Source organism: Variovorax sp. AC103, assembly GCF_979254005.1.
Genome location: NZ_CEEDFC010000008.1, coordinates 203643 through 225576, shown reverse-complemented (window position 1 = coordinate 225576; position 21934 = coordinate 203643). Strand labels below are relative to the sequence as shown.

General features: G+C 67.0%; 20 protein-coding genes. 7 read left to right on the top strand and 13 right to left on the bottom strand.

Features of this window, described 5'->3' with window-relative positions:
- Positions 1–51 precede the first annotated feature (51 nt).
- Together AC0IYU_RS14475 and AC0IYU_RS14470 are read right to left on the bottom strand one after the other, a co-directional pair.
- Positions 52–984 (bottom strand): DMT family transporter, encoded by a 933-nt coding sequence (locus tag AC0IYU_RS14475; RefSeq protein WP_472117909.1) that lies wholly within the window; start codon positions 982–984, stop codon positions 52–54.
- A gap of 88 nt (positions 985–1072) precedes the next feature.
- Complete coding sequence (locus tag AC0IYU_RS14470) at positions 1073–2218, bottom strand: aromatic ring-hydroxylating oxygenase subunit alpha (RefSeq protein WP_435483208.1); 1146 nt, start codon at positions 2216–2218, stop codon at positions 1073–1075.
- Between the two features lie 181 nt (positions 2219–2399).
- Between AC0IYU_RS14470 and xseB the strand changes: the two genes are divergently transcribed.
- Genes xseB through dxs form a run of 3 tightly spaced genes read left to right on the top strand, consistent with a single transcriptional unit; the run spans position 2400 to position 5457 of the window.
- Positions 2400–2666 carry an exodeoxyribonuclease VII small subunit gene (gene xseB, locus AC0IYU_RS14465; protein WP_472117906.1) on the top strand — a complete coding sequence of 89 codons (267 nt, stop codon included), beginning with the start codon at positions 2400–2402 and terminating at the stop codon, positions 2664–2666.
- An 11-nt stretch (positions 2667–2677) separates the two neighbouring features.
- The gene (locus tag AC0IYU_RS14460) at positions 2678–3583 is read left to right on the top strand and encodes a polyprenyl synthetase family protein (RefSeq protein ID WP_472117903.1); all 906 of its coding nucleotides are present in this window, start codon (positions 2678–2680) and stop codon (positions 3581–3583) included.
- A 23-nt stretch (positions 3584–3606) separates the two neighbouring features.
- A complete protein-coding gene (dxs, locus tag AC0IYU_RS14455) occupies positions 3607–5457 on the top strand; it encodes a 1-deoxy-D-xylulose-5-phosphate synthase (RefSeq protein WP_472117900.1) in 1851 nt (616 codons plus the stop codon).
- 47 nt (positions 5458–5504) lie between these two features.
- On the opposite strand, the gene AC0IYU_RS14450 is transcribed toward dxs, so the two are convergent.
- The 5 genes from AC0IYU_RS14450 to AC0IYU_RS14430 all read right to left on the bottom strand — a co-directional run bounded on the left by AC0IYU_RS14450 (position 5505) and on the right by AC0IYU_RS14430 (position 10149).
- A complete protein-coding gene (locus tag AC0IYU_RS14450) occupies positions 5505–6245 on the bottom strand; it encodes an ABC transporter ATP-binding protein (RefSeq protein ID WP_472117898.1) in 741 nt (246 codons plus the stop codon).
- Positions 6242–7045 carry an ABC transporter ATP-binding protein gene (locus AC0IYU_RS14445; protein ID WP_435483213.1) on the bottom strand — a complete coding sequence of 268 codons (804 nt, stop codon included), beginning with the start codon at positions 7043–7045 and terminating at the stop codon, positions 6242–6244. Before AC0IYU_RS14445 ends, AC0IYU_RS14450 begins: the two co-directional genes overlap by 4 nt.
- A 61-nt stretch (positions 7046–7106) precedes the next feature.
- A complete protein-coding gene (locus AC0IYU_RS14440) occupies positions 7107–7970 on the bottom strand; it encodes a branched-chain amino acid ABC transporter permease (RefSeq protein ID WP_435483214.1) in 864 nt (287 codons plus the stop codon).
- Complete coding sequence (locus AC0IYU_RS14435) at positions 7971–8852, bottom strand: branched-chain amino acid ABC transporter permease (RefSeq protein ID WP_472117895.1); 882 nt, start codon at positions 8850–8852, stop codon at positions 7971–7973.
- A gap of 142 nt (positions 8853–8994) precedes the next feature.
- Entirely contained in the window at positions 8995–10149 is a 1155-nt protein-coding gene (locus AC0IYU_RS14430; RefSeq protein WP_472117893.1) for an ABC transporter substrate-binding protein, read from the bottom strand.
- Between the two features lie 223 nt (positions 10150–10372).
- On the opposite strand from AC0IYU_RS14430, the gene AC0IYU_RS14425 reads away from it, so the two are divergent.
- Entirely contained in the window at positions 10373–11452 is a 1080-nt protein-coding gene (locus AC0IYU_RS14425; protein WP_435483217.1) for a TRAP transporter substrate-binding protein, read from the top strand.
- Positions 11453–11560: 108 nt separating this feature from the next.
- Here AC0IYU_RS14425 and AC0IYU_RS14420 read toward each other — a convergent pair whose 3' ends face one another.
- The 3 genes from AC0IYU_RS14420 to AC0IYU_RS14410 all read right to left on the bottom strand — a co-directional run bounded on the left by AC0IYU_RS14420 (position 11561) and on the right by AC0IYU_RS14410 (position 14210).
- On the bottom strand, positions 11561–12055 hold the full coding sequence (locus AC0IYU_RS14420; protein WP_472117890.1) for a hypothetical protein: 495 nt from the start codon (positions 12053–12055) through the stop codon (positions 11561–11563).
- Positions 12052–13599, bottom strand: coding sequence for a TRAP transporter large permease (locus tag AC0IYU_RS14415; protein WP_472117887.1), 1548 nt, complete (start codon positions 13597–13599; stop codon positions 12052–12054). The genes AC0IYU_RS14420 and AC0IYU_RS14415 overlap by 4 nt, the downstream gene beginning before the upstream one ends.
- Positions 13600–13670: 71 nt before the next feature.
- Positions 13671–14210: a TRAP transporter small permease subunit gene (locus AC0IYU_RS14410; protein ID WP_435483220.1), complete on the bottom strand. Its 540-nt coding sequence runs from the start codon at positions 14208–14210 to the stop codon at positions 13671–13673.
- A gap of 186 nt (positions 14211–14396) precedes the next feature.
- Here AC0IYU_RS14410 and AC0IYU_RS14405 point away from each other — a divergent pair, with 186 nt between their 5' ends.
- Positions 14397–15698 carry an SUMF1/EgtB/PvdO family nonheme iron enzyme gene (locus AC0IYU_RS14405; RefSeq protein ID WP_472117884.1) on the top strand — a complete coding sequence of 434 codons (1302 nt, stop codon included), beginning with the start codon at positions 14397–14399 and terminating at the stop codon, positions 15696–15698.
- A 7-nt stretch (positions 15699–15705) separates the two neighbouring features.
- Here AC0IYU_RS14405 and AC0IYU_RS14400 read toward each other — a convergent pair whose 3' ends face one another.
- Both AC0IYU_RS14400 and aptA read right to left on the bottom strand, forming a co-directional pair.
- Entirely contained in the window at positions 15706–17145 is a 1440-nt protein-coding gene (locus tag AC0IYU_RS14400) for an MFS transporter (protein WP_472117881.1), read from the bottom strand.
- Positions 17146–17222: 77 nt separating this feature from the next.
- Complete coding sequence (gene aptA / locus AC0IYU_RS14395) at positions 17223–18578, bottom strand: omega-aminotransferase AptA (RefSeq protein ID WP_472117878.1); 1356 nt, start codon at positions 18576–18578, stop codon at positions 17223–17225.
- Positions 18579–18686: 108 nt separating this feature from the next.
- On the opposite strand from aptA, the gene AC0IYU_RS14390 reads away from it, so the two are divergent.
- Entirely contained in the window at positions 18687–19643 is a 957-nt protein-coding gene (locus AC0IYU_RS14390; protein ID WP_472117875.1) for a LysR family transcriptional regulator, read from the top strand.
- 7 nt (positions 19644–19650) lie between these two features.
- On the opposite strand, the gene AC0IYU_RS14385 is transcribed toward AC0IYU_RS14390, so the two are convergent.
- Entirely contained in the window at positions 19651–20415 is a 765-nt protein-coding gene (locus AC0IYU_RS14385) for a FadR/GntR family transcriptional regulator (RefSeq protein WP_435483225.1), read from the bottom strand.
- Between the two features lie 206 nt (positions 20416–20621).
- Between AC0IYU_RS14385 and AC0IYU_RS14380 the strand changes: the two genes are divergently transcribed.
- Complete coding sequence (locus AC0IYU_RS14380; RefSeq protein ID WP_435483226.1) at positions 20622–21827, top strand: ABC transporter substrate-binding protein; 1206 nt, start codon at positions 20622–20624, stop codon at positions 21825–21827.
- Positions 21828–21934: the final 107 nt, after the last annotated feature.

The following is a 21934-nucleotide window of genomic DNA, read 5'->3' as shown; positions in this document are numbered from 1 at the left end:
CGCTGGTCGATGCGCGCAAGGCGCGGGGGTCAAGGTTCCTCGGCTGGCGTGTCAGTGTTCCTCGGCTGGCGCCTTGGGCACCGCCCGCTGTCGCAACACAGTTGCAGCAATGCCGCTGGCGATGATAAGGGCCATGCCGCCCCAGCCGGCGGCGTCGATGCGGTCGTCGAACAGCACCACGCTGTAGAACGCCGCGAAGACGATGCCCGAGTACTGCAGGTTGGCAACGACCAGTGTGCCGGCCTGGGTCTTGGCGGTGGCGTAGGCGCGTGTCATGCAGAGTTGTCCGAGGGCCGCCAGCAGGCCGATCGGCAGCAGCCACAGCGCATGCTGCCATGTCCACGAACTGCCGCCCGAAAACCCGGTGGCCGCCGTGGCAAAGGCCCCGGCCACGGCCGAGCCAACCGCAAAGTAGAAGACCGTGCGCAGCTCGGGTTCGCCGATGCGCGACAGGGCCACCACCTGCATGTAGGCGAAGGCGGCCGTCAGGCCCGACAGCAGGCCCAGCATGCCTGCAAAGCCTTCGTTGCCGTTGACCGTGGGCTTGAGCATGAGCACCACGCCCACGAAGCCCGCGAGCACGGTCATCGCCAGCATGCCTTGCAGCGGCGGGCGTTCCACGCGGCCGTCGCGCCCGGGCACCGGCACCCAGGCCAGCAGCGCGCCACCGATGAGAAAGGCCGCGACCCACACGCTGCTCATGTAGTTGAGCGTGACGGCGGTGGCCAGCGGCAGGTGGGCAATGGCATAGAACCACGCGCCCAGCGAGATCACGCCGATGGTGCTCCGCCAGGCGTGCATGCCCGGGTACTGCGTGGCGAGCGACACGCCGCGGTTGCGGGCCAGCAGCCAGAGGAACACGATGCCGATGAGACCGCGCCCCAGCACCATTTCGCCGCTGTTGAACCACGCCGAGGCGATCTTCACGACCACGCTCATCGTGGCGAACAAAAAGGCGCCGAGCACCATCCAGAGCGCTTGCATCGTCTCTACTTCATGAAAGGGGAAAAACGTGCCCGGGTTGCCCCGGGACTTGCCGGATGGTGCCTCGCTGCGGGCAGCAAGGCGGCCGTCACGCGGTGGTGTCTTGCATGGCCACGCGGTACCACTCGTGGAACTGCTGCATGCCGTCTTCCATGGGGCTCTGGTACGGGCCGGTCTCGTTGTCGCCGCGCAGCATGAGCGCGCGGCGCCCGGCGTCCATGCGCTCGGCGATCTCGTCGTCTTCCACGCAGGTCTCCATGTAGGCGGCCTGCTGGGCTTCGACGAACTCGCGCTCGAAGGCGACGATTTCCTCGGGGTAGAAGAACTCGACCATGTTGAGCGTCTTGGTCGGGCTCACGGGGTGCAGGGTCGACACCGTGAGCACGTGCGGGTACCACTCGACCATCACGTGCGGGTAGTAGGTGAGCCAGATGGCGCCGTACTTGGGCGGCTTGCCGTCGCGGTACTTGAGCAACTGCTCCTGCCACTTCTGGTAGACCGGACTGCCCGCGCGGCCCAGGCGGTTGGCCACGCCCACCGTCTGCACCGAATAACGCGGCTTGAACTCCCAGCGCAGGTCGTCGCAGGTGACGAAGCTGCCCAGGCCCGGGTGGAACGGGCCCACGTGGTAGTCCTCGAGGTAGACCTCGATGAAGGTCTTCCAGTTGTAGTTGCACTCGTGCAGCTCGACGCGGTCGAGCGCGTAGCCCGAGAAGTCGAGGTCGGCCTGGGGGCCCAGGCCCGCCATGTCGGCCGCCACGTCGGGGCCCGAACCGTCGGCGTTCTTCTCGAACAGAAGGCCGTTCCATTCGGTGAGCGGGTAGTTGTGCAGGTTCAGGCAGGGGTCCCGATCGAAATGCGGGGCGCCGATCAGCGTGCCGGTGGTGCGCGCGTCGCTCGCAGCGTAGGTCCAGCGGTGCAGCGGGCAGACGATGTTGCCGCCGGTCTGGTTGTCGAGCTGGCCGCGGCCGCGAAGGATCAGGGCCTGGCGGTGGCGGCAGACGTTGGAGATCAGCTCCACGCCCTTGGGCGTGTGCACGAGCGCGCGGCCCTGGTGTTCCTGGGGCAGGGTGTGGAAATTGCCCATTTCGGGCACGGCCAGGCGATGGCCGACGTAGCGGGGCCCTCGCGCAAAAAGGTTCTGCATTTCGCGGGCATACAGGGCCTCGTCGAAATACGCGGAAACTGGAAGTTGGCTCGTGGCCTGCTGCAGTTGAAGACTTAAATCAGACATGGAGGACCTGACCAAGCTCCCCACAGGGAGAAAAAAAGGAAGGAACGGAGGTGCCGCCAGGAGTGTTCGACGGCCCGAAGGGGGTGTTGATGGGGTCAACGAGAGAAGTTCGCATTGTACCCGGGGGCCCCCGATCTGGTCCCCGTCCTAAAATGCCCGGTTTCACCCACGTTTCGCTTGCATGCCCAAGGTGCCTTCTCCTTCCACGTCCAGCCCGGCGGCCACGCCCGATACGGGCTCGTTGCCCGCCAGTTACGAAGCCGGGCTTCAGGAACTGGAACAACTGGTGGCGGAACTCGAGTCGGGCCAGTTGCCCCTCGACCAGCTGCTCGGCAGCTACCAGCGCGGCGCCGTGCTGCTCGCCTTCTGCCGCGACAAGCTGCAGGCGGTCGAAGACCAGATCAAGGTGCTCGACGCGGACAGCCTGAAGGTCTGGACGGCTGAATGAGCGCCGTCACGATGAATCCGTCCCCCTGGGACGCCAAGACCCTCGCCGCGTGGAGTGACCCCCACCTTGCGAACGTCGAAGCCGCGCTGTCGCGCTGGGTCGGCGTCGATGCCCCCGTGCTGCTGGGCGACGCCATGCGCTATGCGGTGCTCGACGGCGGCAAGCGGCTGCGGCCCCTGCTGGTGCTGGCCGCGAGTGAAGCGGTCGGCGGCAACGCGGCCGCGGCCCTGCGCGCGGCCTGCGCCACCGAGCTGATCCACGCCTATTCCCTGGTGCACGACGACCTGCCGTGCATGGACAACGACGTGCTGCGCCGCGGCAAGCCCACGGTGCACGTGAAGTTCGGCGAGGCCGACGCCCTGCTGGCCGGCGACGCGCTGCAGGCGCTGGCCTTCGAGCTGCTGGCCCCCGAGGGCGACGAAGTTCCGGTCGCCACCCAGGCCCTGCTGTGCCGCCTGCTCGCGCGTGCCGCGGGCAGCCAGGGCATGGCGGGCGGCCAGGCGATCGACCTGGCCAGCGTGGGCGTTGCGCTGAACGAAGCGCAACTGCGCGAAATGCATCGCCTGAAGACCGGCGCGCTGCTGCAGGGCAGCGTGGAGATGGGCGCCGCCTGCGGCCCCGTCGCCCCCACGGCGCTGGCCGCGCTGCGCGACTACGGCGCGGCCATCGGCCTCGCGTTCCAGGTGGTCGACGACATCCTCGACGTCGTGGCCGACTCGCACACCCTGGGCAAGACCGCCGGCAAGGATGCCGCGGCCGACAAGCCCACCTACGTTTCACTGCTGGGCCTGGACGGCGCGCGCGCACAGGCCCGCCAGTTGCTCGCCGATGCGCTCGCCGCCCTCGACAGGAGCGGCCTGGCCGATACAGCCGCCTTGCGCGCACTGGCCCACATGGTGGTCGACCGCGACCGCTGAGAGAGAAAAGAACACACCACCCCATGGCCCCGCTGCTTCCCACACTCCACGACCCCGCACCGATCCGCCAGTACGACCGGGCCCAGCTGCGCCAGCTGTCCGACGAGGTGCGCGCCTGCGTGCTCGACAACGTCTCGCGCACCGGCGGCCACCTGAGCTCCAACCTCGGCACGGTCGAGCTCACGGTGGCGCTGCACCACGTGTTCAACACGCCGCACGACCGCCTGGTGTGGGACGTGGGCCACCAGACCTATCCGCACAAGATCCTCACGGGCCGGCGCGAGCGCATGCCCACGCTGCGCCAGGCCGGCGGCATCTCGGGCTTTCCGCAGCGCAGCGAGAGCGAGTACGACACCTTCGGTACCGCCCATTCGTCGACCAGCATCTCGGCCGCGCTGGGCATGGCCATGGGCGCGAAGCAGAAGGGCGAAGACCGCCACACCGTGGCCATCATCGGCGACGGCGCGCTCACCGCCGGCATGGCCTTCGAGGCGCTGAACAACGCGGGCGTGTGCGACTGCAAGCTGCTCGTCATCCTGAACGACAACGACATGTCGATCAGCCCGCCGGTCGGCGCGCTCAACCGCTACCTCGCGCAGCTGATGAGCGGCAACTTCTACGCCGCCGCCAAGAACGTGGGCAAGAGCGTGCTGCGCAATGCGCCACCGCTGTTCGAGCTGGCCAAGCGCCTGGAGCAGCATGCCAAGGGCATGGTCGTGCCGGCCACGCTGTTCGAGCAGTTCGGCTTCAACTACGTCGGCCCGATCGACGGCCACGACCTCGACTCGCTGGTGCCCACGCTCGAAAACCTCAAGCATCTGGACGGCCCGCAGTTCCTGCACGTGGTCACCAAGAAGGGGCAGGGCTACAAGCTGGCCGAGGTCGACCCCGTGGCCTACCACGGCCCCGGCAAGTTCGACCCACAAGTGGGCTTGGTCAAGCCGACCACGGTGGCCAAGCAGACCTTCACGCAGGTGTTCGGCCAGTGGCTGTGCGACACCGCCGCCGCCGACGGCCGGCTCGTGGGCATCACGCCCGCGATGCGCGAAGGCTCGGGGCTGGTGGAGTTCGAGCAGCGCTTCCCGGACCGCTACTACGACGTCGGCATTGCCGAGCAGCATGCGGTGACCTTCGCCGCCGGCCTGGCGTGCGAGGGGCTCAAGCCCGTGGTCGCGATCTACTCGACCTTCCTGCAGCGCGCGTACGACCAGCTGATCCATGACGTGGCGATCCAGAACCTGCCGGTGGTGTTCGCACTCGACCGCGCGGGCCTGGTCGGCGCGGACGGCGCCACGCACGCGGGTGCGTACGACATTCCGTTCCTGCGCTGCATTCCGAACATGAGCATCGCCTGTCCGGCCGACGAGCGCGAATGCCGCGAATTGCTGTCGAGTGCGTACGCGCAGAACCACCCGGTGGCGGTGCGCTATCCGCGCGGCGCGGGCGCTGGCGTCACGCCGCATCTCACCCTGGACGCGCTGCCCTTCGGCAAGGGCGAAGTGCGCCGCGAAGGCAAGCGCATCGCGATCCTCGCGTTCGGCACGCTGCTGTACCCCGCGCTCACCGCCGCCGAGTCGCTCGACGCGACGGTGGTCAACATGCGCTGGGCCAAGCCGCTGGACGTCGAACTGCTGCTGAAGGTGGCGGGCACGCACGATGCCATCGTCACGCTGGAAGAGGGCGCCGTCATGGGCGGCGCGGGCAGTGCGGTGCTCGAGGCGCTGCAGGCGGCGAATGTGCAGAAGCCGGTGCTGCAGCTGGGGTTGCCCGACCGGTTCATCGAGCATGGCGATCCGGCGAAGCTGCTGTCGAGCATCGGGCTCGATGCGGCCGGCATCGAGAAGTCCGTCGCCGACCGCTTCGGCCGCAGCTGAGGTTCAGGTTTTGCTCCTTCCCCCAGTGGGGGAGGGAGAAATGCAGGTCAGGTGCCCAGGTACGCGTCCTGCACCTTGGGATTGCCCAGCAGCTCGCGCCCCGTGCCTGAAAGCACGATCGACCCCGTCTCGATCACATAGGCCCGGTCCGCGATCTTCAGCGCCTGGCGCACGTTCTGCTCCACCAGGAAGATCGTCAGACCCTGCTTGTTGATCTCGCGCAGCGTGCGGAAGATGTCCTGCACGATGATCGGCGCCAGGCCCATCGAGGGCTCGTCCAGCAGCAGCACGCGCGGCTTGGCCATCAGCGCGCGGCCGATGGCGAGCATCTGCTGCTCGCCGCCCGACAGGTTGCCCGCCAGCCCGTCGGCCCGGTCCTTCAGCACCGGGAAGAGGGTGTAGATGCGTTCCAGGTCGGCCACGCGCGCGGCTGCGCCGTCGCGCCGCGTGTAGGCGCCCAGCTCCAGGTTCTCGCGCACCGTCAGCGTGGTCAGCGTGGCGCGGCCCTCGGCCACCTGCACCACGCCGCCGGCCACGATCTTGTGCGGCGACAGCGCGGTGATGTCCTGGCCCGCGAACGTCACGTGCCCGCCGGCCTTCTTCACCAGGCCCGACAGCGCCAGCAGCGTGGTCGACTTGCCAGCGCCGTTGGCGCCCACCAGCGTGGTGATCTGGCCTTCGTGCAGCTCGAAATCGATGCCCTTCACGGCCTGCACGTGGCCGAAGGACACCTTCAGGTCCTGCACCTTCAGCAAGGGGTTCGTCGTCGTCATCGTCCCCGCGCTCATGCAGCGGCCTCCTGGTCGTTGGTAGCTTCGTCGTCTTCGCGGCCGAGGTAGGCCTCGATCACCTGCGGGTCGTTGCGGATCTGCTCGGGGCCGCCGCGCGCGATGATGCGCCCGAAGTTCAGCACCGCGATCTGCTGGCACAGGCCCATCACGAAGCGCATGTCGTGCTCGATCATGAACACCGTGAAGCCGCGCTGCGCGATGTTCTCGATCTCCACCATCAGCTCGCTCTTTTCGGTGCTGTTCATGCCGGCGACCGGCTCGTCGAGCAGCAGCAGCTTGGGCTCGGTGGCCAGCGCGCGCGCCAGCTCCAGCTTGCGCTGGTCGCCGTACGAAAGGTTGTCGGCCACGTCGTTGGCCTTGTGGTCCAGCTTGACCCAGCTGAGCAGTTCGCGCGCACGGTCGCGCGCGCGTTTCTCCTCGCTGCGGAACAGGCCCGAGCCGGCCAGCAGGCCGAAGGGGCCGTAGCGCAGCTTGGCGTCCATGCCGACCGTCACGTTCTCCAGCAGCGACATCTCCTTGAAGATGCGGATGTTCTGGAAGGTGCGCGCAATGCCGCCACGGGTGATCTGGAAGGGCTTGCGGCCTGCCAGGTCCTGGCCTTCGAAGTGGATGGTGCCGCTGGTGGTGGGCAGCAAGCCGGTGATCAGGTTGAACACCGTGGTCTTGCCGGCGCCGTTCGGGCCGATGAGCCCAAAGATGCCGCCCTTGGGAATGTCGAGGTTCACGTCCTGCAGGACCTTGAGCCCGCCGAAGTGGCGCGACACGTTCTTTAATGTCAAAAGCGTGTTGTCGCTCATTTGAATACCTCCGTGCTTCGCACTGCGGTGCGAGCTTGCTTGGGGCGGCCCGGCGCGGCGCTCATGCCGCGCTCCCCTTGCGGCCGAACCACTGGCGGATGCGCGCCGGGTCCCAGATGCCCTTGGGCAGGAACAGCACGATCAGCACCAGTATGAAGCCGTTGACCACCAGGCGGAACGCGCCCAGCCCGCGCAGCATCTCGGGCAGCAGCGTGAGGATGGTGCCGCCCAGCACCGGGCCGGTGAGGCTGCCGATGCCGCCCAGGATCGCCATCGTCAGGATATCGACCGCGCGGTTGAAGCCGTACTCGGCCGGACCGATGAAAAAGGTCAGGTGCGCGTTCAGCGTGCCCGCCAGGCCGGCGATGGCGCCGCCCAGCACGAAGGCCAGCATCTTGTGGCCCGCCACGTCGATGCCCATCAGGCCGGCGGCGGTCTCGTCTTCCTTGATGGCCTCGAAGGCGCGGCCCACCTTGGAGCGGCGCACGCGCCACAGCACCAGCAGCACGAGCACCAGCGCCAGTGCGACGTGCCACCACTCGGTCGATTGCGGAATGCCGTTCAGCCCCAGCGCGCCGCCCGTGAGCGACTCGGCGTTCAGGATGGCGATGCGCACCACCTCGCCGAAGGCCAGCGTGGCCATGGCAAGGTACACCCCCGACAGCCGCAGCGTCGGCTTGCCGATGATGAAGGCCACCAGCGCCGGTGCCGCCATGCCTGCGGCAATGGCCACCGGAAAGGGCACGCCGTAGTTCAGCGTGAGGATCGACGCGGTGTAGGCGCCGATACCCATGAAGGCCGCGTTGGCCAGGGCGAGCATGCCGCAGGCGAGCGTGAGCCAGATCGAGAGTGCCAGCAGGCCGTTGATGCCCAGCGAGAGCACCAGGTTGCTGTAGACCGACCAGAAATTGTCGAGCGCTTCCATTTAGACCTTGCGCTCCTTCAACGAACCGAAGAGGCCCTTCGGGCGCACCAGCAGTACCAGGAACAGCAGGCCGAACGCGACAGCGTCGCGCATGTTGGAGCCCACGTAGGCCACCGACAGCACCTCGGCGAAGCCGAGGAACAGGCCGCCGAGCAGCGCCCCGCGAATGTCGCCCATGCCACCCAGGATGATGACCGCGATGCCCTTCTCGAGCATCGGCTGGCCCATCAGCGGGAAGAGGGCGTTCGAATACAGGCCGATCAGCACGCCCGCCACGCCGCCCAGGCCGGCGGCCACGAACGAGGTCAGGAAGAACAGGCCCTCGACGTTCACGCCCACCAGGTACGCCGCCTTGGGCGACTCGGCGATGGCGCGCAGCGCCCGGCCCAGCTGCGTGCGCTGCAGCGACAGCATCAGCACGCCCATGAGCACGAACGACGCGAGCACGATGCCCAGTTCGAGCACGGTGACGTGGATGCCGGCGAACACCAGCGCGTCGTCGGGAATGGTGCCGGCCGGGAAGCGCAGGTTCTTCGCGCCGAAGATGCCCTGGATGCCGTTGTTCAGGATGATGGCCACGCCGATGGTGGCAATCATCGGGATCAGGTGGGGTGCGTTGCGCTTGCGCAGCGGTTTGAGCACCAGCACGTCGATCAGGAAGCCCAGCACGCCGCAGAACGCGAAGGCGAACGGCAGCCCGACCCACAGCGGCATGCCCGACACGCGCATGAATTCGGCCGCCGCATAGGCGCCCACCATGAACACCGCGCCGTGCGAAAGATTGATGACGCCGAGCACGCCGAAGATGAGTGTGAAGCCGAGCGCGAAGAGTGCGTAGACGCACCCCAGCGACAAGGCGTTGACAAGCTGCTGATCGAGCACGATGGGCTTCCGTCAGGCCGCAACCGGGAAGGCGTTGCGGCAAATCAAAAAAGAAAACGGCGCAGTCGGCAGTCCTGCGCCAGGGGCGAGAGGCGTGGCGGGCCGTGCGGTCCGCCACCGAAGAAGCAAGAACCGGCCTTGCTTACTTCTCGATCACGAATGCAGTGCCCTTCGTGACGCTCACGATGGCCTGCTGCTGCGCGTCGTAGCCGGCGGGCTTGCCGGCCTTGTCCTTGGCGCGCGCGAAGGTGAAGGCGCCGGTGGCACCGGTCCACTTCACGCTGGGCAGCGCGTCGCGCAGGGCGGTGCGGTCTGCGGCCAGGTTGCCCGAGAGCTTCACGCCCTTGAGGGCCTGTGCCACCACGTACAGGCCGTCGTAGGCCTGTGCGGCGAACTGGTCGGGCGCTGCCTTGAACTTGTCGTTGTAGGCCTTCTGGAACTTGGTGTTCTCGGGCGTGGCGTTGCTGGCCGACCAGGGGCTGCCGACGTACAGGTTGTCCGAGCTGCCCTTGGCCAGTTCGAAGATCTTGGTCGAGTTCATGCCGTTGCCGCCGATGATCGGCACATTCAGGCCGAGCTGGCGGGCCTGCACCATGACCGGGGCGCCTTCGGCCAGCAGGGCGGACAGCACGATGGCGTCGGGGTTGGTGGCCTTGATCTTGGTGAGCTGGGCCTTGAAGTCGACGTCGCCCTTGGCGAAGGTCTCGGTCGTGGTCACGGGCAGCTTCAGGTCTTCCAGGGCCTTCTTGAAGTTGTCGTAGCCGCTCTTGGTGAACACGTCGTCGTTGCCGTAGAGCACCGCCACCTTCTTCACGTTGGCGTGCTTGATGGCCACGCGCAGCGTCTCGGGCAGCACGTCGGCTTCGGTCACCGAGTTGCGGAAGATGTAGTCGCCGATGGAGGTGATGCCGTCGGCCGTGTTCGACGTGCCGAAGGCCACGGTCTTGGACGCCTGTGCGATCGGGTCGGCCGCCTGGGCCGAGTTCGACAGCGTGGGGCCGAAGGTCATCAGGACCTTGTCCTGGAAGATCAGCTTCTTGAAGACGTTGATGGCGTCTTCCTTCTTGCCCTGTTCGTCCTCGATGGCCAGCACGATCTTGTCGCCGTTGATGCCGCCGGCGGCGTTGATCTCGTCGGCTGCCAGCTGAAAGCCGTTGCGGATGGCCGAGCCGTACTGGGCGGCACCGCCCGACAGGGCGGCGGCAACGCCGATCTTGATGTCGGCCGCTTGCGCGCCGAAAGCGGTGGCCGCGGCGAACGCGAGCAATGCGGGCTTGAAGGAAGTAGGGAGTCTCATGTTTGGATGCCGTTGTCAGAGAGGGATGTAAGGCGATTTAACATTTTATGCCTCGTTGGCCCGACCCTCCCTGGCCCATGCCGCATCGGCACGCCGTGCGGCGCAGGGTAAACCCCCGCCGGGCGCTGTAAGTGCGTTTTTACAATCGCCCCGGCTTATACAAAAGTCCCCAACGCGGTCACAAGCCGTGTTTTGTTTTTCCCAAGAACTCGGAGAGCTATCAATGGATCGTCGTTCCCTCATCAAAAACGCCGGCATCGCGGGCGTTCTGGCTGCCGGCATCGCCCCCGCCGTTCATGCCCAGGCCACCGTTCGCTGGCGCCTGGCGTCGAGCTTTCCCAAGTCGCTGGACACCATCTTCGGCACCGCCGAGGTGTTCTCGAAGAGCGTCAGCGACATGACGGGCGGCAAGTTCCAGATTTCGGTGCATGCGGGCGGCGAGCTGATGCCCGCGTTCGGCGTGGTGGACGGCGTGCAGAACGCCTCGGTCGAGATGGCCCATACGGCCCCGTACTATTTCTACGGCAAGGACCCGACCTTCTGCCTGGGCTGCGCGGTGCCTTTCGGCATGAACACCCGCCAGCAGAACGCATGGATGTACGAAGGCAACGGCCTGAAGCTGATGCGCGCGTTCTACGCCAAGTACAACATCATCAACCTGCCGGGCGGCAACACGGGCGCGCAGATGGGCGGCTGGTTCCGCAAGGAAATCAAGTCGGTCGCCGACCTGAAGGGCCTGAAGTTCCGCACCAACCCGTTCGCGGGCAAGGTGCTCGAGCCCTTCGGCGTGATCCCGCAATCGATTCCCGGTGCCGACCTGTACCCGGCGCTCGAAAAGGGCACGCTCGACGGCCTGGAATGGGTCGGCCCGTACGACGACCAGAAGCTCGGCTTCAACAAGATCGCCCCGTTCTACTACTACCCCGGCTGGTGGGAAGGCGGCCCGGAGCTGGACTTCTACATCAACACCAAGGCATGGGAAGGCCTGTCGGCCGACTACAAGGCGATCGTCGAGGCGGCCGCCGCGCACGCCAACATCACGATGACTGCCAAGTACGACGCCAAGAACCCGATCGCGCTGAAGCAGCTCGTGGGCTCGGGCACCAAGCTGCGTCCGTTCTCGCAGGACGTGATGAACGCGGCCTTCAAATCGGCCCAGCAGATCTACTCGGACCTGAACAACAGCAACCCCGAGTGGAAGAAGATCTACGGCGACTGGTCGAAATTCCTGGCCGACCAGAACGCCTGGTTCCGCTACACGGAAGGCACGTTCGACCGGTTCATGCAGCAGCAGAAGCTGTAAGCCTCATCCGCTTCGCCTCACAGCAAGAAGCCCCGCCGGGTTCGGCGGGGCTTTTTGTCTTCTTGGGGTTGCAACGCTGCCTCTCGATCACCCGTCCCGAATCGCCGACTACCGCGCTTCAGCCGCGGGCGCAGGCGAAGAAGGCACAGCAAGCTCAGCCACGCGTTGGCCGAAGGCGATCAGCACCTGGGGGTCGCAGGCATGGAACCAGGTGATGCCGCCGTAGCGCCGTCGCACCAGCAGCCTCGGCGCGATCACGCGTTCGAGCATGCGGATGTGCACCAGCTTGAGCTGCGCCACGTCCTGCGCCTTCACACGCTTGTCCCACAGCCAGGTCTGCACCAGCACGTCGCCCTCGAGCCGCGTGCGGCTGTACACGATCCAGTAGCCGACCCACACCACGCACAGCGCCGCGATGCCCATCACCACCAGCGCGCTCGTCGTCCAGTCGGCCGTGCGCAGCGACGGCAGGCTCCAGATCGCGAAGGCGAAGAGATCGACCACCAGCACCACCGCCAGCGTGCGCAGCAGCGGCGGGAAGGCGGCGCTTTCGATGGAGGCCGGCGTGTCGCGTGGTGCTTCAGCGGCGCCGCGCTCGCTCACGGCTTGGCGGCTTCGGTGGAAGCCGGTGGCGACGCGTCGGACGCGGCGGGCGGCTCGTCCTTCTTCTCGTTGCCGAACGGGTCTTCCATGTTCACGCCGTTGCTGTCGGGCGCGGGCGGCGGCTCGGCGTCGGCGGGCATGTCCAGGTTGACCTTCTCGATGTCCACGACCTTTTCCTTGTCCAGGAACACGGTGACGGTCTGCGGGAAGAAGATCACGATCGCCACCAGCAGCAGCTGCATCATCACCCACGGCACCGCGCCCAGGTAGATGTCGCGCGACTCCACCTTTCGGGGCAACGCCCCGTTCTTGAAGAGGGTGTCCGCGATGCCGCGCAAATAGAACAGCGCAAAGCCGAACGGCGGGTGCATGAACGAGGTCTGCATGTTCACGCACAGCAGCACGCCGAACCACACCATGTCGATGCCCAGCTTGTGCGCCACGGGGCCCAGCAGCGGCAGGATGATGAAGGCGATCTCGAAGAAGTCGAGGAAGAACGCGAGGAAGAACACGAAGATGTTCACCGCGATCAGGAAGCCGACCTGCCCGCCGGGCAGGCCCGAGAGCATGTGCTCGATCCACCTGGCGCCGTCCACGCCCTGGAACACCAGCGAGAACACGCGCGAGCCGATCAGGATGAACACCACCATCGCCGTCAGGCGCATGGTGCCTTCCATGGCGTCCTTCATGAGCTGCCAGTTCAGGCGGCGGTGGATGAGCGCCAAGATCAGCGCGCCCACCGCGCCCATGGCGCCGGCCTCGGTCGGCGTGGCGACGGCGCGGTCCATGAAAGGCAGGCCGCCCATGGAGCCGAGCACCGCGAAGATCAGGATGGCCGAGGGAATGATGCCGCGCAGGCACTTGCCCCACAGCGCCCAGCCGTGCAGCGTGCGCGCGCTCACGGGCAGGCCGGGCACGTAGTGCGGACGGATGCGCGCCACCAGGAAGGTGTAGATCGCGAAGATGAGGACCTGCAGGATCGACGGACCCCAGGCGCCCTTGTACATCTGGCCCACGTCGGTGCCGAGCTGGTCGGCCATGACGATCAGCACCAGCGAGGGCGGAACCAGCTGCGTGATGGTGCCCGACGCGGCGAGCACGCCGGTCGAGTAGCGCATGTTGTAGCCGTAGCGCATCATGACCGGCAGCGAGATCATGGCCATGGCAATCACCTGGCCGGCCACCGTGCCGGTGATGGCGCCCAGGATGAAGCCCACGATGATCACCGAGTAGCCAAGCCCGCCGCGGATGGGGCCGAAGAGCTGGCCCATCGAGTCGAGCATGTCCTCGGCCAGCCCGCACTTCTCCAGTACGGCTCCCATCAGGGTGAAGAACGGAATCGCCAGCAGCGTTTCGTTCGACAGGATGCCGAACACGTTCAGCGGGAGGTTGGCCATGAAGCCGGCCGGGAACCAGCCCATCTCGATGGCGAAGAAGCCGCAGATCAGGCCCAGGGCCGAGAGCGAGAACGCGACCGGGAACCCGATCAGCATGATCACCACGAGCCCCGCGAACATGATCGGGGCGAAGTTTTCCATGTGCATTGCTACTTACCTGCCGTGCGGACGTCGAAGGGGGAGGGGTCGAGAAGCGAAAGGTGCGCGAAGGGCGCGCATCACTGCACCGGCTTCTCGTAGTGCGTGTCCATCGTGATCAGGCCGCGCAGGTAGGCAATGCGCTTGATGATTTCCGAAACGCCCTGCAGGAACATCGCCGCGAAGCCCACCGGCATCAGCAGCGCCGCGGGCCAGCGGACCAGCCCGCCGATATTGCCCGACATCTCTCCGGTGACCCAGGTGTTCCAGAAGAACGGCCAGGTCAGGTAGGTGAACAGGCCCATCACCGGCAGCAGGAAGAAGGTGAGGCCGAACAGGTCGACATACACCGGCCCGTAGCCCTTCAGCTTGCCGTAGATGATGTCCACGCGCACATGCTCGTTGAAGCGCAGCACCACGGGCGCGCCGAGCATCACGGTGGCGGCGAACAGGTACCACTGGATCTCGAGCCAGGAGTTCTTGCTGAAGTCCAGACCGTAGCGGATGAGGGCGTTGCCGGCCGAGATGAGCGAGGCGCCGAGGACGGCGTAGCCGGCGATCTTGCCGAGTTTTTCGCTGACCCAGTCCATGCCGGTCGCGAACTTGAGGAATACAGACAAGGGGTGTCTCCCACGAAGCCCAGGGGTGAAGCGCCGGCCCCTGGTGGGGGCTGCACAAAAGCCGCGGATGTTACCGCGGTGAACCTTTGTATTGACTTGGCACGGAGGCGGGGTTTACCCGGGATCGCAGCGTTTCCAGGCCACAGCGAACTCGTTGAAAAGCGGGCTCGGTTGCCATAATCGCCCATGTCTTCGCGCCTTCCGCCTTCGACGCCTCCGGGTACCACGGCCTTGCCCCATTCGATCGATTCGCCCGACATGTGCCGCGCCGGCCGCGAGCTGCTGTCGCTGGCCCTCATCGACGCTCGCAACCACACGCTGCACCTGTTGTCGCTCTACGAGCAGGCGCTGGGCACCGAAGCGCTCAGCATGCCCCCCGTTCCAGAGGAAGAGGGCGTGGTGCCACCGGCCTGGCTCGCAGGGCACATCGGCTGGTTCGCCGAATGGTGGATCGGGCGCAACACGCAGCGTGCCTTCGGCGTCGATTGCCCGGTGCGGCCCACGCGGCTCGCGGCCATCGAGCCGGGTGCCGACGATTGGTGGAACCCCGCGCAGAGCGCTCCGGGCCGGCGCTGGTCGCCCGACCTGCCCGACCTGGGCCAGACGAAGGCCTATCTGCTCGAGACGCTGGAGAGCACGCTCGAGCTGCTCGAGCACGCGGCCGAGACCGACGCGGGCCTGTACTTCTACCGGCTCGCGCTGTTCCATGAAGACCTGCGCGGCGAGCAACTCGTGGTGATGGCGCAGACGCTCGGGTTGCCGCTGGGCATCGAGCAGGCACCTGTCGCGGTCACGCGCGAGCCGTTGCTGCTGCCTGCCACGCGCTGGGAACTGGGCCTGCCCGAGCGCGGGTTCGCCTTCGCGCAGGAGTGCAGCGCGCACCGCATCGACGTGCCCGAGTTCGAGATCGACGCGCAACCGGTGACGTGGAGCCAGTTCATCGAGTTCGTCGACGACGGCGGCTACGACCGCGAGGAACTGTGGCATTCCGATGGCTGGCGCTGGCTGGCCGCGCAGGTCGAGGGGCGGCGCGGACCGCGCCATGTGGAGCAGATTGGTGTGGCGCGCAACGGCAGCGGCGGCTCGGTGCTGCAGCAGCGCTTCGGCGCCACGGTGCGCGCGGCCGGCCACCACAGTGCGGTGCACCTGAGCTGGTGGGAGGCGGATGCATGGGCGCGCTGGGCGGGGCGCCGCATCGCGACCGAGGTGGAATGGGAAATTGCAGCGAGCACGGCCGCGCGGCGCGGGTTCCGCTGGGCCGATGTGCACGAGTGGACCGCAGGAACGCTGCAGCCCTGGCCCGGCTTCAGGGCCGACCCGTGGAGCGCGGGCAGCGAGTTCGATCCCACGGCGTTCTTCGGCAGGGCGCGGGTGTTGCGCGGGGCATCGTTCGCCACACGTGCCCGTCTTCGCTCACCCCGGCGCCGCGGCTTCGCGCTGCCCGAGCGCGACGACGGCTTCTTCGGCTTTCGCACCTGCGCGCTGTAGCCCGGCCTCAGCGCTCGCCGCCGCCTTCGGACGACAGCGGCGGCGCCACTTCCTCCAGCGGCTTGCGCTCCGCATCGGCGGCATAGCGCAACGCCAGCAGCCCCGCGACGATGACCAGTGCGGCGCCGATGCAGTAGCCCACCATCACCGCGCCGCGGCTGCCTGTCTCGATCAGCAGGCCGAACAGCACGGGCGCCGCGAAGCCGCCCGCGCCCATGCCGATCGCATAGAAGATCGCGATGGCCATGGCGCGCATTTCCAGCGGAAACACCTCGCTCACCGTCAGGTAGGCCGAGCTTGCCGCCGCCGAGGCCAGAAAGAACACCGCCGACCAGCACAGCGCCTGGCTGCGCGCGTCGAGCCAACCCATCATGAAGGCCCAGCCCGTGAGCGCCAGGCCGACGCCGGCCAGCACATAGGTCAGCGCGATCATCTTGCGCCGTCCCACGCTGTCGAACAGCGGGCCCAGCAGCAGCGGCCCCAGCACGTTGCCGAGCGCGAACGGAAAGATGTAGAGCGCCACGCTCGCATCGGGCACGGCGTAGAAGCGGGTGAGCACCAGCGCGTAGGTGAAGAAGATGGCGTTGTAGAAGAAGGCCTGCGAAACCATCAGCGCCGCGGCCACCACGCTGCGCTCCCTGTAGCGCCTCAGCAGCACGCGCGCCACGTCGCGCATCGACGGGCTGTGGCCGCGCGCGGCGGTGTACGCCACATGGCCCTGCGCAGCGGGCAGCGGGCCGTGGTGCTTGCGCACTTCGGCTTCGATGTCCGCGACGATGCGCTCGGCTTCCTCGGTGCGCCCATGCGCCAGAAGCCAGCGCGGGCTCTCGGGCACATGGCGCCGCACCAGCAGGATGGCCACCGCCAGCACCCCGCCCAGCGCGAAGCCCGCGCGCCAACCCCACACCGGGCCGATCACGCGCGCATCGAGCAGCACCAGGCTGAGCCCGGCGCCGAGTGCGGCGCCGATCCAGAAGCTGCCGTTGATGGCCAGATTCACGCGCCCGCGCACCCGTGCCGGAATGAGCTCGTCGATGGCCGAGTTGATGGCCGCGTACTCGCCGCCGATGCCCAGACCGGTGACGAAGCGGCAGAGCGCAAAGAACGCGAAGTTGGGCGAGAAGGCCGTGGCCAGCGTGCCGATGGTGTAGACCACGAGCGTGACCAGGAACAGCTTCTTGCGCCCCAGCCGGTCGGTGAGCCGGCCGAAGACCAGCGCGCCCACCACCGCACCCGCGATGTAGACCGAGCCCGACCAGCCGATCTCGCCGGCCGTGAGCCCGAGGGTGTCGGGCCGCTCGAGCACCGCGCCGATGGAGCCCACCAGCGTGACCTCCAGCCCGTCGAGGATCCAGGCCACGCCCAGCGCGATCACCACGCGCCAATGCCAGCGCGACCACGGCAGGCGGTCCAGGCGGGCGGGGATGTCGCTGCGCAGTGCCGTCATGCCGCCGATTATTGGAAGGCGGCCGGCGCGCCGCCTGTAGGACCGGGGCTTCGATGAAGCCGCGGTCCCTTCGAGGGTCAGGCCGTCTCGGCCAGCGCGTCAGCCAGCGCGTTCACCATGCGGTCGATCTCCGCCTTCTCCGAGATGAAGGGCGGGGCGAGCTGTATGGTGTCGCCGCCGTAGCGCACGTAGAAGCCCTTCTTCCAGCAGTTCATCGCAATCTCGTACGGGCGGCGTGCGGGCTCGCCCGGCAGCGGTGCGATGGTCAGGCCAGCGGCCAGGCCGAAGTTGCGGATGTCGCTCACGTGCTTGCTGCCCTTCAGGCTGTGCACGGCGTTCTCGAAATGCGGCGCCAGCGTCTGCACGCGGCCGATCATGTCTTCCTTCTGCAGCACGTCGAGCGCGGCGATGCCGGCGGCGCACGCCACCGGGTGCGCGCCGTAGGTGTAGCCGTGCGGAAACTCGAGCATGTAGTCGGGACCGCCCGCGGCCATGAAGGTGTCGTAGATGTCCTTGTTCGCGACCACCGCGCCCAGCGGTTGCGCGCCGTTGGTCACCTGCTTGGCGATGTTCATGATGTCGGGCGTCACGCCGAAGGCGTCCGCCCCGGTGAGCGCGCCGCAGCGGCCGAACCCGGTGATCACCTCGTCGAAGATCAGCAGGATGTTGTTGGCGGTGCAGATGTCGCGCAGGCGCTTGAGGTAGCCCTTGGGCGGAATCACCACGCCGGCCGAACCCGAGAAGGGTTCGACGATGACGGCGGCGATGTTCGATGCGTCGTGCAGCGCGATCATGTCGAGCAGGCGGTCGGCCAGGTCGGCGCCTTGGTCGGCCATGCCGCGCGTGAAGGCGTTCGACGCCAGCTGCGTGTGCGGCAGGTGGTCGGCTTCCACGCCCTGGCCGAAGAGCTTGCGGTTGGCGCCGATGCCGCCCACCGAGATGCCGCCGTAGTTCACGCCGTGGTAGCCCTTCTCGCGGCCGATCAGGCGGGTCTTGCTCGCCTGGCCCTTGGTGCGCCAGTAGGCGCGCGCCATCTTCAGCGAGGTGTCGGCGGCTTCGGAGCCCGAGCCGGTGAAGAACACGTAGTCCAGGCCGGCGGGCGTGAGTTCCTTGATCTTGTTGGCCAGCTCGAACGAGAGCGGGTGGCCGAACTGGAAGGCGGGCGAGTAGTCGAGCTTGGCGATCTGGCGGCTCACCGCCTCGGTGATCTCGGGGCGGCCGTGGCCCAGGCCCGAGCACCACAGGCCCGAGAGACCGTCGAAGATCTTGCGCCCGTCGATGTCGGTGAAGTAGGCGCCCTTGGCCTCCACGATGATCCGCGGATCGGCCTTGAAGCTGCGGTTGGCCGTGTAGGGCATCCAGTGCGCTTCGAGCCAGGCGGCGTCGGTGCGCGTGGTGGGCGTCGGTTCGACGGCAGGAGTGGCAAGGGTCATGGCGCTTCCCGCACGAGCGGGCTCCGAAGGGGGTAATGAGGTGTGCCGATTGTTCGCACAGCCTTCAGTGTGGAGAATGGCGCAATATCAATGTTCACTTGACGATTCATGCAAGTAAAAGAGAAAGCCCAGAACGGTGCTTCCGGCACCCGGAACCGCGCCGTATTGGGGCAGCTCAGCGACATGGACCTGCGCCTGCTCAAAGTGTTCAAGAGCGTGGTCGACTGCGGCGGCATGGCGGCCGCCGAACTGGAGCTGAACATCGGCACCTCCACCGTGAGTCGCCACGTGAAAGACCTGGAAACGCGGCTCGGACTGGTGCTTTGCCGGCGTGGGCGCGCAGGCTTCGCGCTCACCGCCGAAGGGCAGCGCGTGTATGACGAAACGCTGCGCCTGCTGGCCTCGGTCGACGCCTTTCGCGGCAGCATCGACGACATCCACAACCGCATGGGCGGGCAGCTGGAGGTGGCGGTGTTCGACAAGACGGCCACCAACCCCAACGCGCGCATCGGCGAGGCGATTGCGCGCTTCACCGAGATGGCGCCCGAGGTGAGCCTGGCGCTGCACGTGGGCTCGATCAACGCCATCGAGCAGGGCGTGCTGGAGGGCAACTTCCAGATCGGCATCATTCCGGCGCACCGCAGCTCCAAGAGCCTGGTGTACGCCGACCTGTTCGACGAGACCATGCTGCTGTACTGCGGCGCTGGGCATCCGCTGTTCGGTGCGAGCCATGCCAGGCTCACCTGGGCCAAGCTGCGCGTGCACCATTTCGCGGGGCTGGGCTACCACTCGCCGAACATGGAACTGAGCCACCGCGCCAAGCTGTCGCGCAAGGCCACGGGCTTCGACCAGGAGGCGATTGCCACGCTGATCCTTTCGGGCCGCTTCCTGGGTTTTCTGCCCGACCACTACGCGCAGGTGTTCGAGCAGCGGGGGCTGATGAAGGCGGTGCTGCCGGCGCGGTTCAACTATGTGTGCCGGTTCGTGAGTTTGCTGCGCAGGTCACCGAAGCCGTCGCGGGCTGTGCTGGCGTTTCAGGCGTGCCTGGCGCAGGCGCATCGGTAGAGAAGGCTCAGCGCTGCCCGCTCGGCAGCAACAAATGCTTCGCCCCGATGTGCGCTTCCATCTCGTGCATGTGGTGCTCCGCATCGACCATGTGCTCGGACATCAGCCGGTGCACCTCGGCCGCGTCTTCCTTGCGGTAGGCCGCCAGCAGCTGGGTGTGATAGTCGACGTTGGTCTCGCCGAAGTGGTGGTGGTCCAGCGCCTTCTTGTAGACCACGAGGTCGCGCAGCAGGTCGTTCAGGAAGCGGCACATGAAGGAAAGCACCGGATTGGGGCAGCTTTCGGCCAGCATGGTGTGGAACGCGAGCTCGGCTTCGCGCTGGATGCGCAGTTCGTCCTCGTTCGTCGGCTCGATGGTGCACAGGCGGACGTTGTCTTCCAGTTTTTCGAACTGCTCCGGCGTCAGCTTGCCCACGACGCTCACGGCCAGTTCGGGTTCCAGCACCTTGCGCAACTGGTAGATGTGGTGCCCGTCGAGGTGGTGAAAGTGCAAGAAGTTGCGCAGCGGCTCCGACGCATGGTCGACCGACACCTGCTGCAGGTACGCGCCGCCGCCGGGCCCGGTGCGAATGGCAATGAGCCCGCGCACCTCCAGCGCCTTCAGCGCCTCGCGCACCGTGCTCTTCGAATAGCCGAAGAGCTCGATCAGCTCTTTCTCGTTCGGTAGCCGGTCGCCGGGCTGCTTGCGCTCCGCCACGATCCAGCGCTTGACGTCCTCGACGATGACGTCCGAGAGCTTTTGCCGCTTCGGGCGGTTCTGCCCCACTCTCATTGAAACGCTCCATGCCCATCGGGAGATGCGCGGGATGCGCAACAGCGGGCGATCTTAAACGGCGTCATCGGCGAGCTCGGGTTGGCAATGGGCACAAGGCTTGCTTGCGGGTTTTTACCAGCATATTAATACGATTTATCCGCTTAAATTCGCCGGCACCCGCAGGCACCCCTTTTCCTTGTTTCCCACCACGACCGGAGAACTCCATGCAACGCAGACACCTTCTTCAGCTGGCCGCCCTGTCGGCTGCCCCGGCCTCGCTCCTGGCGAGCCGCTCCGTCTTTGCGCAGTCGGCCGAGGCCATCCGCTTCGGCTGCCCGGTGCCGATGTCGGGCGCCTTCGCAGCCAACGGCAAGTACGCCGACCTGGGCATGAAGCTGGCCATCGAGCAGTACGGCAGCGTGCTCAAGCGCCCGCTCGCCTACACGGTGCTCGACACCGAGGGCAAGCCCGCGACCGCCGTGCGCAAGGTGCAGGAAGCCTCGCAGCAGCAGGGCGCCAAGTTCTTCGCGGGCGGCATCCTGTCGTCCGAAGCGCTGGCCATGGGCAAGGAGGCCGAGAAGGCCGGCGGCCTGTTCATCACCACGGCGGGCGCGGATGAAATCACCGGCAAGGACTGCAACCCCGCCACCTTCCGCTGGTCGGTGCCCACCTTCGGTGCCATCGAGCAGACGGTGCGCCCGCTGATTGCCTCGATGCCAAAGGCCAAGCGCTGGTACACGATCACGCCGCAGTACGTGTTCGGTGACGGCCTGCTGAGCGCGGCCAAGAACATCTTCCAGGAGAAGGGCATCGAGCACGTGGGCAACAGCTACCACTCGCTCAACGAGAAGGAATTCAGCGGCTACCTCACCAACGCCATGGCGGCCAAGCCCGACGTGCTGCTGCTGCTGAACTTCGGCGCGCAGTCGTCGGCCGCGCTGCGCCAGGCGGTGAGCTTCGGCATGCACAAGAACATGACGATCCTCATGGCCTGGGCTTCGGGCCTGGAGCAGTTCGACGAGCTGGGCGCCGACCTGTGCGACGGCGTGTACTTCGGTGCGCAGTACTGGCACACGGCCGACACCCCGCTCAACAAGGACCTGGTGAAGCGCACGGCCGACAAGCTCAAGATCGTGCCCAACTACAGCCTCGCGGGCTCGTACATCTGCACCAAGATCCTGATCGACGGCATCGTGAAGGCAGGCACGGTCGACCAGAAGGCCGTGATCGCCGCGCTCGAGGGCATGAAGTACGACGGCCTCACGGGCGCCGAGGAAATCCGCAAGGCCGACCACCAGGTCATCAAGGACTACTACCTGCTCAAGGGCAAGGCCAAGTCGAAGATGGCGAACCCGGCCGACTACGTCGACGTGGTGAGCTCCGGCAAGTCGTTCCTGCCCGTCGACAAGACAGGCTGCAAGTTGAGCTAACCCCCAGGCTTGCCCACTGCGTGTGGCCTCCGACCCCCTTTCAGGGGGGGCAACACCTGCGGCCCGGCAAAGCCGGTTCCGCGGTGTTCTCGAAGGGGCACCGCATT

What these genes read in the sequence shown, in the direction of transcription:
- AC0IYU_RS14430 (WP_472117893.1), bottom strand. Translation starts at nt 10,149, where the DNA reads ATGAGACTCCCTACTTCCTTCAAGCCCGCATTGCTCGCGTTCGCCGCG.
- AC0IYU_RS14380 (WP_435483226.1), top strand. Translation starts at nt 20,622, where the DNA reads ATGCAACGCAGACACCTTCTTCAGCTGGCCGCCCTGTCGGCTGCCCCG.
- AC0IYU_RS14470 (WP_435483208.1), bottom strand. Translation starts at nt 2,218, where the DNA reads ATGTCTGATTTAAGTCTTCAACTGCAGCAGGCCACGAGCCAACTTCCA.
- xseB (WP_472117906.1), top strand. Translation starts at nt 2,400, where the DNA reads ATGCCCAAGGTGCCTTCTCCTTCCACGTCCAGCCCGGCGGCCACGCCC.
- AC0IYU_RS14415 (WP_472117887.1), bottom strand. Translation starts at nt 13,599, where the DNA reads ATGCACATGGAAAACTTCGCCCCGATCATGTTCGCGGGGCTCGTGGTG.
- dxs (WP_472117900.1), top strand. Translation starts at nt 3,607, where the DNA reads ATGGCCCCGCTGCTTCCCACACTCCACGACCCCGCACCGATCCGCCAG.
- AC0IYU_RS14385 (WP_435483225.1), bottom strand. Translation starts at nt 20,415, where the DNA reads ATGAGAGTGGGGCAGAACCGCCCGAAGCGGCAAAAGCTCTCGGACGTC.
- AC0IYU_RS14460 (WP_472117903.1), top strand. Translation starts at nt 2,678, where the DNA reads ATGAATCCGTCCCCCTGGGACGCCAAGACCCTCGCCGCGTGGAGTGAC.
- AC0IYU_RS14445 (WP_435483213.1), bottom strand. Translation starts at nt 7,045, where the DNA reads ATGAGCGACAACACGCTTTTGACATTAAAGAACGTGTCGCGCCACTTC.
- AC0IYU_RS14450 (WP_472117898.1), bottom strand. Translation starts at nt 6,245, where the DNA reads ATGAGCGCGGGGACGATGACGACGACGAACCCCTTGCTGAAGGTGCAG.
- AC0IYU_RS14390 (WP_472117875.1), top strand. Translation starts at nt 18,687, where the DNA reads ATGCAAGTAAAAGAGAAAGCCCAGAACGGTGCTTCCGGCACCCGGAAC.
- AC0IYU_RS14425 (WP_435483217.1), top strand. Translation starts at nt 10,373, where the DNA reads ATGGATCGTCGTTCCCTCATCAAAAACGCCGGCATCGCGGGCGTTCTG.
- AC0IYU_RS14405 (WP_472117884.1), top strand. Translation starts at nt 14,397, where the DNA reads ATGTCTTCGCGCCTTCCGCCTTCGACGCCTCCGGGTACCACGGCCTTG.
- AC0IYU_RS14475 (WP_472117909.1), bottom strand. Translation starts at nt 984, where the DNA reads ATGCAAGCGCTCTGGATGGTGCTCGGCGCCTTTTTGTTCGCCACGATG.
- aptA (WP_472117878.1), bottom strand. Translation starts at nt 18,578, where the DNA reads ATGACCCTTGCCACTCCTGCCGTCGAACCGACGCCCACCACGCGCACC.
- AC0IYU_RS14440 (WP_435483214.1), bottom strand. Translation starts at nt 7,970, where the DNA reads ATGGAAGCGCTCGACAATTTCTGGTCGGTCTACAGCAACCTGGTGCTC.
- AC0IYU_RS14400 (WP_472117881.1), bottom strand. Translation starts at nt 17,145, where the DNA reads ATGACGGCACTGCGCAGCGACATCCCCGCCCGCCTGGACCGCCTGCCG.